The organism is Pseudoalteromonas sp. P1-25, assembly GCF_001401805.1.
Classification (GTDB): domain Bacteria; phylum Pseudomonadota; class Gammaproteobacteria; order Enterobacterales; family Alteromonadaceae; genus Pseudoalteromonas.
In genome coordinates this window covers 1-10,977 of the sequence record NZ_LKDW01000055.1, presented here as the reverse complement: position 1 = coordinate 10,977, position 10,977 = coordinate 1, and the positions used below count along the sequence as shown (strand labels likewise).

Annotated in this window: 11 protein-coding genes and 1 pseudogene; 9 read left to right on the top strand and 3 right to left on the bottom strand. The window is 41.6% G+C overall.

Annotation, left to right across the window (positions count from 1 at the left end; all coding sequences use genetic code 11):
- The first annotated feature begins 191 nt into the window (after window positions 1–191).
- The 8 genes from AN393_RS19215 (at window position 192) to AN393_RS19185 (ending at window position 6,008) form a co-directional block, all read left to right on the top strand.
- Entirely contained in the window at window positions 192–605 is a 414-nt protein-coding gene (locus AN393_RS19215) for a GFA family protein (protein WP_055015284.1), read from the top strand.
- 325 nt (window positions 606–930) lie between these two features.
- Complete coding sequence (locus AN393_RS20290; protein ID WP_160318638.1) at window positions 931–1,083, top strand: hypothetical protein; 153 nt, start codon at window positions 931–933, stop codon at window positions 1,081–1,083.
- Between the two features lie 81 nt (window positions 1,084–1,164).
- Complete coding sequence (locus AN393_RS19210; protein ID WP_055018913.1) at window positions 1,165–1,749, top strand: glycosyltransferase; 585 nt, start codon at window positions 1,165–1,167, stop codon at window positions 1,747–1,749.
- Window positions 1,746–2,765 carry a glycosyltransferase gene (locus AN393_RS19205; RefSeq protein WP_055015287.1) on the top strand — a complete coding sequence of 340 codons (1,020 nt, stop codon included), beginning with the start codon at window positions 1,746–1,748 and terminating at the stop codon, window positions 2,763–2,765. Before AN393_RS19210 ends, AN393_RS19205 begins: the two co-directional genes overlap by 4 nt.
- Entirely contained in the window at window positions 2,762–3,796 is a 1,035-nt protein-coding gene (locus AN393_RS19200; protein WP_055015288.1) for a glycosyltransferase, read from the top strand. The genes AN393_RS19205 and AN393_RS19200 overlap by 4 nt, the downstream gene beginning before the upstream one ends.
- Entirely contained in the window at window positions 3,780–4,838 is a 1,059-nt protein-coding gene (locus tag AN393_RS19195; protein ID WP_055015289.1) for a glycosyltransferase, read from the top strand. The genes AN393_RS19200 and AN393_RS19195 overlap by 17 nt, the downstream gene beginning before the upstream one ends.
- Complete coding sequence (locus AN393_RS19190; RefSeq protein ID WP_055015290.1) at window positions 4,828–5,670, top strand: glycosyltransferase family 2 protein; 843 nt, start codon at window positions 4,828–4,830, stop codon at window positions 5,668–5,670. The genes AN393_RS19195 and AN393_RS19190 overlap by 11 nt, the downstream gene beginning before the upstream one ends.
- A 113-nt stretch (window positions 5,671–5,783) precedes the next feature.
- Window positions 5,784–6,008, top strand: coding sequence for a hypothetical protein (locus AN393_RS19185; RefSeq protein ID WP_055015291.1), 225 nt, complete (start codon window positions 5,784–5,786; stop codon window positions 6,006–6,008).
- Here the strand turns inward: AN393_RS19185 and AN393_RS19180 are convergent.
- A complete protein-coding gene (locus AN393_RS19180; protein WP_152968296.1) occupies window positions 6,005–7,177 on the bottom strand; it encodes an MFS transporter in 1,173 nt (390 codons plus the stop codon). The two genes, AN393_RS19185 and AN393_RS19180, sit on opposite strands and share 4 nt — an antisense overlap.
- Window positions 7,178–7,308: 131 nt before the next feature.
- Between AN393_RS19180 and AN393_RS19175 the strand changes: the two genes are divergently transcribed.
- Window positions 7,309–8,091, top strand: a complete 783-nt coding sequence (locus AN393_RS19175) for a helix-turn-helix domain-containing protein (RefSeq protein WP_055018911.1) — start codon at window positions 7,309–7,311, stop codon at window positions 8,089–8,091.
- 21 nt (window positions 8,092–8,112) lie between these two features.
- On the opposite strand, the gene AN393_RS19170 is transcribed toward AN393_RS19175, so the two are convergent.
- The gene (locus AN393_RS19170; protein ID WP_055015294.1) at window positions 8,113–10,173 is read right to left on the bottom strand and encodes a TonB-dependent receptor; all 2,061 of its coding nucleotides are present in this window, start codon (window positions 10,171–10,173) and stop codon (window positions 8,113–8,115) included.
- A gap of 74 nt (window positions 10,174–10,247) precedes the next feature.
- Window positions 10,248–10,895, bottom strand: a pseudogene (locus AN393_RS19165) (YoaK family protein).
- Window positions 10,896–10,977: the final 82 nt, after the last annotated feature.

The window sequence follows — 10,977 nt, the reverse complement described above, 5'->3', positions numbered from 1 at the left end:
AGCTTTGCTCGGTTTTTACTTATTCTTACATGGATGTAAGTCATTAGAATAACGCAGGAGCAGTTATCGAGCCCACTAGGTTACAAACCCCGCGCCGCGATTTTAATCGCCCCTAGGTTGAACAAATTTCAATCCGCAAAGGTCAACACGCCCTAGGTTAAACACCTTTAAACATACTCAAGGAGAGTAAAATGAAAATTACTGGAAGCTGCTACTGTGGTGAAATTAAATACCAAGCCCAGTCGCAAAATAATAACGTACTTGTATGTCATTGTAGCGATTGCCAACGCATGTCTAGCGGGCCATTTAGAGCGGTCATTATGGCTGAGCCTAACTCAGTCGTTTTTACTAAAGGCGAGCCAAAAGAGTATGTTAAAACAGCACAGAGCGGCAATAAACGTGCGCAAGGCTTTTGTGGTACGTGCGGCACTACACTTTACGCAACTAATGAAGCTAAAGCCGATAGAGTGTACGGCCTGCGTATAGGTGCTGTTGATCAGCGAGATGAATTTACCCCAGCTGCGCAAATTTGGTCGCAATCAACGCTTAAATGGCTAAACGATTTACACCAGGTGCCTGCTTTTGAAACTACACCTCAATCATAAGTGCTGTGAGCGTTGAGAAAATAAAACAGCTAATTAGCTATGCTTTGCTAGCGGGAAAAATCTCGCTAGCTGCATTTTACTCCCTCCTTTTACCTCCTCTTTATATAAAAATTAAAATATTTGTAGGCTAAATGACTTTGTGAATTATTTTCATATTTTATTGAAATATATGCCTATATGCTCATTTGTAGTAATACCTCACCTCAGCTTTTGTATTTAAGTTTATGATATTTATAAAAATAAAGTTTATTTTTATATGTACCTATTTGGCTTGTTAATTGCTGATAAACACCACGGACTACATATTAATGATGAGGTGAAACGAATGAGAATTTTATCCACGAGCGAAGTAGGGGCTGAATTAGAAGCAGCCAAATCACGTTTAAAAAAATTACCCCATTGGAAACTCTCTGAAAAGTTAGCCTTAGAGCTGCGCTTAAAACAACTAAGCGCTTACTTTAACGAATACAAAAGTTAGCGTTTGATTTATTAGCGTAGTAGATATGGAAATTAATCCCCTTGTTTAAGCGGTTTTAAATAATATGGCTAAGGAAAAACAATGAAAAGCAAAAGGTACTGTAAAACGGCCATCGTGCTAGTAACTTACCACTGCAATGAAGGTGTTATAGAGCGCGTTAAAGAAATACAAAAATACGCCAGTAATTACATCATCACGATTGTTGATAACTCAACACAAAAGTACAAACAAAGGTATAACTTACGCCTAAGATTAAAGGCGATTGACCCCAACGTTATTTATATTGATCACACACTAAACTGTCGGTTTACGGCTTATAACGTGGGGCTGCAAACAACGTTGAGTGATTTTGTTGTTTTTCGTACTGACGACGATGTATTTGATGAAAAGCACACTTTTAAACTAATAAACGAAGGCTTTGAAGAGGACTTTGTTTTTACTCCCTATTACTTTGATAATACAAAAAAAGTAGAGCGCACTTATCAAAGACCGATAGAAACCCTAGTATTTAAAAAGAATTCATTATTAGCGTTTTTACCTTTTAAAACAGCCCCAAGCAGCGATTGGCAGCTAATGAAAAAGATGTTTGCTACAAAAAGCAAAAAGGAAGTGCCACTCGTTCTTTTGTATAAAAAACCGCATGGTCGCGAGGAGCTTGCTGTATGAAACTAGCAATTATAGCGCATCCCCGATTTCCTATTAAATCTCCCTATGCTGGTGGGCTAGAAGCTTTTACTGGCGCATTAGTTGAATACTACCAATCAGTTTATGAGGTTACTTTATATGCTCACCCAGACAGTGAGGTTAACTGTAAATTAAAATCGTTCCCGATAGATAACAGCCAATATCAACAATACCCCGATATAGTTGAAAACGATTTTATGCTCAAGGTAATGGACGATATAGCTAAAGAGCAGTTTGACGTAGTGCATAACAACTCCCTTAACCCGATTCCCATACTGTGGGCCAGTAAACATAATATTCCTATGTTAACCACGTTGCACACACCGCCTTACTCAAAATTAAAAGCGGTGGTAGGGCTGGCTTCTTACTCGCCATTTATACACTTTACCGCAGTGTCGCACTCTTTAGCAGAAGCGTGGGAGCCTTTTATAAACGATAAAGTAGAAGTGACCTACAATGGTATAGACCTTAAGCGCTGGCAGGTAACAAAAAAGCCGCAAGATTATGTGTTTACGTATGGTCGAATATTACCAAGTAAGGGCATTGATATAGCAATATCTACAGCGCAACAAATGGGGATTGCTATTAAATTTGCTGGCCCCATAGCCGATCAACACTATATGGATGACGTAGTGCGGCCTTTACTAAAACCCTGCGATACCTATTTAGGGCACCTTGATCACCATAGTATCAAACACCAATTGGCTCATGCCAAAGCTGCAGTATTTGGCACCCGATGGGATGAGCCTTTTGGGCTCTCTACTTTAGAAGCTATGGCAACAGGTACGCCAGTGGTGTCGTTTAATCGCGGTGCATTTGCCGAAATAGTCAGTGAAGGCGCAGGCGTGCTTGCTAAGGGCAATAATGTAAATAGTTTAGCCGCCGCGCTTGAGGCTTCATTCTCACTAAATCAAAGCGATGTAATTAAAAGCGCTCGTAATTTTCCTATTGCAAAAATGTGTAGCGAATATAGCAATATACTGGGGAGGATTGCATGAGAATACTGATGGTCGCAAGCCCAATAGTCTCTTTAAGGCAGCCCTTTAAAGGGGGCACAGAAGCCTTTGTTGCTAATTTAGCTAACGCATTGTGTAAAAAAGGCCACACTGTTGATGTGTTGTGTAAAGATGCTGATGAAGAAAACGAGTTTAACATTTTACAGTTAGACGAATCCCCACTGCGTATGAAAGACAACATAACCACAGAGGAAGAAGGCCAAAAGCTGTACCAGGCTGCCCAATTTGCGCTAATCGATAATTCGTATTACGACGTTGTGCATTACCACAGTTACTACCATGCACTCTATGATGTGGCATTACTTCATAATATAAAAAGCGTAATTACTTTACATGCCCCAGTATCACCAAAGTTAGGTTTAATACATAAGCTGCATAAAGCGCGTAGCGATCACTGCTATATTGCTGTATCTAACAGGTTATGCAAAGAGTGGGAGGCTCACCTTGGTAGTGCCATTAAAGTGATTTCAAATGGCGTTACTCTACCCAAAAGTGAGTATGTGCAAAAAATTAATAAAACCCACGATTTATTTTGGATGGGACGTATTAACGCCGAAAAAGACCCAGTATCGGCGATTAAAATAGCGCAAAAATTACAGCGCAAATTATGCATAGCTGGCCCCGTTGAGGATAGGGAATACTTTAATGCTCACGTCGAACCGCTACTTACAGACTCCATTTATTATATTGGGCATTTAAAACACGATGAATTGTTTACACAGCTTGCTAAATCTTGTTTGTTTTTAGCTACCTCTAAGTGGAACGAACCTTTTGGCCTAACCACCATTGAAGCGCTTGCTCATGGTATACCTGTTGTAGGCTTTAAAACAGCCATACCAGAAGAGCTACGATTTTCTAACGTGTGTACTGCACTAAACAATGTGGATGAAGCTGTATCAGCCATTAAAAAGCTAGGCAAAGTGTCGCCGCAAGCGTGCCAATCTTTTGCTAAAAACTTCGACTTTAACGTGACTGTTTCAAATTATGAGGCCGAATATGCAGCACTTATATGAGCCAAATTTACCGACTGTATTTTTTTATGTTCACCATCATGGCGCGGGCCACATTACACGTGCTGAGTTACTTATTACTAAGTTACAAAATAGCTATAACGTAGTGGTGCTTTATGGTGATTTAAACGTAAAAATTGCTTTGAATAAAGTGTGTAAGCGAAGCATTTTTGAAAAGCTACCTTCTAAATGGGCAGGCCAAAGCGCTGTACAAAGAAGCTATAACACTGCATTTGAAGGAATCGAATACAGCGAAGCGCCACTTGAACGCTCCATAACCTTTAACCTATTGGCGCAGCAATACAAACCGGTACTATTTATCAGTGATGTATCGGCCGAACTGACTATTATGGCCAGAAGCATTGGTTTACCTGTTTTAATGCAGCGCCATTCGGGTGATATCAGTGGCGATCCCACGCAAGTGTTTGCTTACGAATGCGCGACTAAACTATATGCCCCGTACCCAAAGCAGCTTGAAACACCTCACTACAGCTATTTTAATAAAACTCATTATTTAGGATTTATATCAAAATACACAGGTTGTGAAAGCGCCACCAATACAGATTTTGGCAGCTGTATTACTTTGCTAATGACCGATGCCCAAAGCGCGGCATTAATTGCCCGTACACTGATTAAGTACACCGAACACGTTGAGGTTATTGGTTGCCAAGGTGAAGCCATTGAAGGAGTAACCTACAAAGGCAAAGTGAGCAATATAGATCAAGCGATTTCAGCAAATGTGGTTGTATCAAGTGGTGGCAATAACGCAGTATCACAGTTGTTATCACTGGGGAAAAAGCTGATTGTTATACCCGAAAACAGACCCTACCAAGAGCAAGATGAAAAAGCGCGCATGTTAGCTAAAAATAACCTCGCAGTGCATTTGCCTTTTTCAGCGTTTTTACAGCACAACAATGCTCAAATAGAGGCTGCGTTGGTTAATGTAAGAAAAACCCAAACAAATAAAACACAAATAATAAATGCTACAGAACAGTTTACCAGCGAGTTTGTAGAATTAGTTAAGGAGGTTGCAATTGAGTCGTAATTTTTCAATCGTTACTATTGTTAAAGGCCGCCACCAGCAGCTTGCTAACCTTATCCACAGTATAGAAAATAGCACGCTTCGCCCATCTGATATGGTGGTGGTGTGGATGGATGAAAAAAACAGCCATAATGTTACCCCAAACACGTCTTTTGTGACCAAAAATGTGTACATACAAGAAAACGGCTTACCCCTTGCTAAAGCGCGCAACACGGGGGTTAAAAATGCGCAGCAAAACGACGTTATATTTATAGACGTAGATTGCATTTGCTCCCCAACACTTTTTGAAAGTTTACTTGCTAAACTAACCCACGGATTAGTGGTCAGTGCTAAAGCAAAGTATTTACCGTATGTGCCCAAAATCGGTAACTATGAATTATTAGTGGAGGAAGCTGTTGATCACCCTAAACGCAAAAACTTACCTACAAACGAAGAGGTAGACTTTTTAACTTTTTGGTCTTTAATTTTTGTGATTAACAAACGTGACTTTAATAAAGTTAATGGTTTTGATGAGCAGTTTATTGGTTACGGCGCAGAAGACACCGACTTTGCAATGCAGTGCAAAGTAAGCAATATAAAGCTTAATTACATTGATGATTGGGTATTGCACCAGTACCACGATAAGTTTACGCCACCTATAAACTACGCTGAAGATATTTGTAATAACGCCAACACCTTTGCAAAAAAATGGCAGTTTTTACCTATGTTTGGTTGGCTAAAAAAAATGGCCGTTATGGATATAGTTAAAATTGACGAAAAGAACCACAGCGTTAAATTTTTAAAAAAGCCGACCCGCGATGAGATAGAAGCATGCCGCTCTACCTCGCCGTATTAAATGAGGTGTGCTGCATGCTAAAAGCGAAACAAGCAATGGATATGACAAACGATTATTGAAATTTTTTTAACTACATGACTGTCTATTTATAAGACCGTCGTGTGGAGAAATATATGTGTAGTTCACCTAAAAGTAGCCGAGCCGTTAAAAAGTCAGCCATTAACTTTAATGACGACCTAACTCAAGAGCAGCGCCTGCGTTTTGCTGCAAAAGCTAATTTAGCACAAGAGCGCCGCGCACAACGTGAAGCCACAAATAAGCGCTTTGAGAAAAAGCACTCATCAGTAAAAAAGCCAGCGACAGGCTTGTTAGCATGGTTACGCCAGTTGATAAGCTAGCTATTATTAAGCGTGGTATTTTTTCCGCTAAACCAGCCACATGTAGCACATAGCACACCCGCACCTGCACATAGCCAAAGTGGCGCACTCCAGCTGCCGGCACTTGTATGTAGCGCTCCAGCTATCATAGGGCCAATAGCCGCCAGTAAATAGCCAATACTTTGTGACATACCCGACAGTGAGGCCGCTTGTGTTGAGTTATCGGTACGTAAGCTAATAAACGATAGCCCTAAAATAAAACATGCCCCAGAGCTAAAACCTAGTAGAAGTGTCCATACTAATGCAAAACTTGGCATATATAACAAACCAAGCGCACAGGTTGCACTGAGTGATGCAAGTATAAAACTAAGCGCACTTTGATCTTTGAGCTTGGCAAGTAACGGTATAAGTACCAGCCCAGGTATGGCGGTCGCAATTTGAAAAGCCCCATGATAGGCACCTGCTTGCGTTGCACTTTGCCCCGCTTCGGTGAGTATGCTGGGTAGCCACGTAATGATGATGTAGTTTAAAAACGAATTTAAACCTAACAATAGTGTAATTTGCCATGCAAGTGCATAACGCCAAATGCTTTTAGTAAGTACTGAGGTATGCGCTGTTTGCGTCGGTTTTGTGTGTTTATTTAATTGCGCCATCCATATAACTAACGTGCTAAGTGTAATAAGTGCACTTGCGCCTAAAGCAAACTGCCAGCCTAAGCCTTCATATTGGCTAAGCGGATAAACTATCGTTGAAAAACCACCAGATACAACGCCCATGGTGAGTACATAAGCAGAAGTCATTACCGCAACTTTTGCTGGAAAGTCGCGTTTTATTAAACTCGGTAGGAGTACATTAGCTATGGCAATACCGGCGCCTATTATGGCGGTGCCAACAAATAGCATAATGGCTGAATCAATCACGCGCCCAGCAATACCCAGTAATATTAAAAATACAGCAAAAAACAATGTGCGCTCAAGCCCTTGGCGCTTAGCCAGGATTGCAGCCATAGGCGATATAATGGCAAAAGCAATTAGCGGTAACGTGGTAATAAAGCCTGCTTGCGAAGCGGTTAAATTAAAGTGCGCGATTATTTGTTCAAGCACAGGGGCAACCCCTGTAAAAGGCGCACGTAAATTGGCAGCAATAAGTAAAATACCGATTACAAGTAATACGCCTGAAAAGCGAGACATACCGCTATTACTGTTAGGTGTGTGGGTCATTATTACAAAATTTGTTAGCTAATTATGGGCGCTAGTATAAACAAATCAGCAGTATTATAATTTAGCTATACTGACATTAAATAACTAAAAACTGACAAAATATGTTTGAGCCTAAAGGGTGGGGATACCTACAAAACTACGAGCACATGGTACAGCCCATAATCGCCAAAGTAGATACCGCACAAGGCAGTAAAGAATACCCTTTACATACACACCCAAAAGGGCAATTAATATTAGCGCTTGATGGTTATGTAACCTGTGAAGCAGCAAATAAAATGTGGATGGTGCCAACACACAGCGCTATTTGGGTACCTGCAAACACCTTACACAGTAACCGCGCATCTGATAACGCCAAATTATGTTTTGTATTTATTGATGCCAATAAGCACGGTATGCCACAGCATACCTGTACATTAGCAATAACGGGGCTGGTAAAAAGTTTAATGCTTAAACTCGCCAGCGAGCACCAAGCCTATAATGAAGACTCTAAAACAGCACGTTTAGCTCAGGTACTGTTTGATTTGCTTATAGAAATGCCCGCCCAACCGCTTGATTTTGTGTTATCTAAGCATGCGGTTATTCAAGCAATGGGGCAGCAGTTACTCGCACAGCCAAATAATCGCAAAACCCTTGCACAATGGGCACACGATTTTGCTTTAACTGAGCGTACGTTGGCACGGCTTATAAAAAAGCAAACCGGCATGACCTTTGGTAAGTGGCGAATGCAATTACATGTAATTACCGCGCTGCAGGCATTGTCAGATGGGCAAAGCGTACAGCAAGTGTCGGCGTTATTAGGGTATGAGTCGGTGAGTGCGTTTATAACTATGTTTAAAAAGGTTATGGGCAAATCGCCCACTAAATACATGGGCGATTTAAATTAGTTAAATCTTTAAGTTAACGCCTTACCACGTGTACGTAGCTGAAATCATAGCGTTACGGGGTTTACCAGGAAAGTACCTATCGCCAGTAAAGCTGGTGTAATCAGCACGCTCAGCGTAAGCTTCGTCGGTCAGGTTAATTATACGTGCAAGCACTTCTAGATTATTGGTAACTTGCCACTTTGCCCGCAAGCTTAAAATATCATGCCCCTCGTAGCTATGTAGGTTTTCTGGGTCGGTATAGTAACTACTTACGCTATGCCATTGCAGTGCAAGCGCTAGGTTATTAAAGGCTTGCCAGGTTAAATCAAGGTTAGCTACATTTCGAGGCGCGGTGTCTACGTTGTTACCGTTTATATTTAGCCCATTAATTAACTGGTTATTGGTATATGTGTGCTTTGCATGTGTACCTGCAAATTGTAAGTTAAGCGTTTTGCTTAATGCGTAGTCTACTTCAAGCTCAATCCCTCGGTGGCGTGAACTGCCATCATTAACGTTATAAAAGTCGCTATCGCGATAAATAGTGTTGTGTTTACTCATGGCATACACAGCCAATGCATAATTCACATCGCTGTAATACCCTTTTAAGCCAAGCTCGGCATTATTGGCTATTTCGGGGTTTAAATTAGCGGTAGTTTGCTCGCGTTGTAATTGGTAAAGCTCTGCCGCTTGCGGCGCTCGGTAGCCACGTGAAAAGTTAGCGTATAGCGTATTGTTTTTGTTGACCTTGTAGCTTACACCAAGCTTAGGTGAGGTATTGCTAAAGCTATTTTTACCACTGGCCGGGCGACTATAACGGCATCCGCCAAAACCACATTCAGTGCCATCATCTTTTGTGCGGCCAGTCAGCATATTATTAGTGTAATCGTACTGCATGTGCTCATATCTTAGGCCGGCGCTAATAAACCATTTATTTAATTGCCACTCAACTGATGCAAACGGTGCATACAGGGTTGCGTTTACATCGTAATCGTAATGTTTGCCTTGTGGTACTGTGGCTACTAAAAATGCAGAGCCCTGAGTTGGCTCGTTTTGGCTTTGTGTAAAGTCGCTGCGAGTGTATTCGCCATCAAGCCCTAGGTTTACTTTTATATTACTTTGCAAGTTATGTTGATACAGCGATTGCACACCTATGCCTGTTTGACTGTTGGTTTCAAGCGGGGTGCCAGGTAAAAAATGCTTAAAAAAGTCCATGCTTTGGTCGCGCACATAAGGCGTTATAGAAAGCACATTGCTATTTTTTAATTGCCACTGGGCGTTGCTCCACGCTCTAAATGAGCGGGCTTTTCTAAAGGCATCGGGATCAAAGTTTTGCTGTGCTATGTCTTCGTTTTTATAGCTTTTAAAACCCGTTATAAAGCCTGCAGTTTGCTGATCTAAATTTGTGTATGTAAGGCCGGAGGTCAGTAACAGGTTATCGTTTTCAAAGCGGTGGCGAATATTTACTTTTTGCTGTTTAACGCTTTCATCATCACGGTAACCAGTATCGTCGGTAACACTTGCATTAATGCCAATCCCACTGTTGCCGTAGTCTTTCCCTGCGCGTAATTTATAACGAGCATACCCGTATGAGCCATAATCAAGCCCAACAAGTCCGCCGCCTTGGGTGGTGTCTGGCGTTATTACATTAATTACACCATGCACGGCGTTTGAGCCATAAAGTGCAGAGCCCGGGCCTTTTAATACTTCAATGCGCTTTGCCATTTCGCTATGCGCTTCAAATAGCTCGTTTATATTACAAAAGCCCGCAGCACGTAGCGGTATGCCATCTTCAAGGGTGAGTATGCCGCCACAGGCTGCCGCGCCCGAGAGCACCGGTGAGCGAAGTGCCGGTAAGTATTCTTGCCCATTTCCGCGCTGTACATTAGCACCTGCAATACGTTGTAACGACTCTTCAACATGAGTAGGCGCAATGCTATTTAATTGCGCCTCAGATAAGGTACTAATAGTAAGCGGATAGGGTGTAGCCAGTGCTTCTGTACGTGATGCGGTGGTTGTTATGGTTTCTATTGCATCATTGTTTTGATTGTCGGCAATTGCAACATGGCTGAGTGGCAATAACAGCGGCAAAATATAAGGTTTCATACATTCCTTTAAGGTGAATAACGCTTTATTAACACCATGGTAAGGTGTTTTAAAACGTTTTTAAACCGCTTGCGTTAAAGTGTGCGAACTCTGTAAATTTTATACGTTACAGATAATACAAAGCACGCCAGCGCAGGCGCCACTAAAGCACGTATTGAGTAATACTAAAATAAAATAAACCCAGTAATACCGCCAAGTAAAAAACCAATAATAATAAGTAAAAACATAACGCCTTTGCGGGTATCAAAGGGTTCACCTTTTAGCGTTTTGCCTATCATTAAACCTAGGTCGGTAAAAATACCGGTTAAATGAGTGGTGCGCACTACTGCGCCGCTGTAATTAGTGGCAAGGGCGTTTTGTAAACCACACGCAGCGCTGGCAAGCGTAATGCCATAAACATGGGCGCGGCTAAGTAAATAGGCGCTTAAAAGTAGTAATAGGCCTTCAATAAATAATAGGGTGTCGTAATGTCGCCCAAGCTTTAACGAGCCGCCAGTGAGTAAAAAGCCAGAAAGCGCCGAGCCCAGCATAAAGCTTACAATTATACTTACAAGTAGTAACGCAACAGAGGTACTGTTCATTAGTTTTATACCAAGTAAAGTAACGCTGCCTGAAAGGTGAGAGATGGCCTGATGCTCAAATCCTAACAATCCTACCGCATTAACAACGCCAGCAATAAAGGCTAGGGCGTGTTGAACTTTGCGGATTGAAATTTGTTCAATCTAGGGGCGATTAAATCGCGGCGCGAGGTTTGTAACCTAGTGGGCTAAGTAAAAACCGAGCAAAGCTTCCGCGTCCTGCTCA

Coding starts and splice junctions, on each gene's coding strand:
- AN393_RS19200 (WP_055015288.1), top strand. CDS start 2,762: ATGAGAATACTGATGGTCGCAAGCCCAATAGTCTCTTTAAGGCAGCCC.
- AN393_RS19175 (WP_055018911.1), top strand. CDS start 7,309: ATGTTTGAGCCTAAAGGGTGGGGATACCTACAAAACTACGAGCACATG.
- AN393_RS19170 (WP_055015294.1), bottom strand. CDS start 10,173: ATGAAACCTTATATTTTGCCGCTGTTATTGCCACTCAGCCATGTTGCA.
- AN393_RS19205 (WP_055015287.1), top strand. CDS start 1,746: ATGAAACTAGCAATTATAGCGCATCCCCGATTTCCTATTAAATCTCCC.
- AN393_RS19180 (WP_152968296.1), bottom strand. CDS start 7,177: ATGTCTCGCTTTTCAGGCGTATTACTTGTAATCGGTATTTTACTTATT.
- AN393_RS19185 (WP_055015291.1), top strand. CDS start 5,784: ATGTGTAGTTCACCTAAAAGTAGCCGAGCCGTTAAAAAGTCAGCCATT.
- AN393_RS20290 (WP_160318638.1), top strand. CDS start 931: ATGAGAATTTTATCCACGAGCGAAGTAGGGGCTGAATTAGAAGCAGCC.
- AN393_RS19210 (WP_055018913.1), top strand. CDS start 1,165: ATGAAAAGCAAAAGGTACTGTAAAACGGCCATCGTGCTAGTAACTTAC.
- AN393_RS19215 (WP_055015284.1), top strand. CDS start 192: ATGAAAATTACTGGAAGCTGCTACTGTGGTGAAATTAAATACCAAGCC.
- AN393_RS19195 (WP_055015289.1), top strand. CDS start 3,780: ATGCAGCACTTATATGAGCCAAATTTACCGACTGTATTTTTTTATGTT.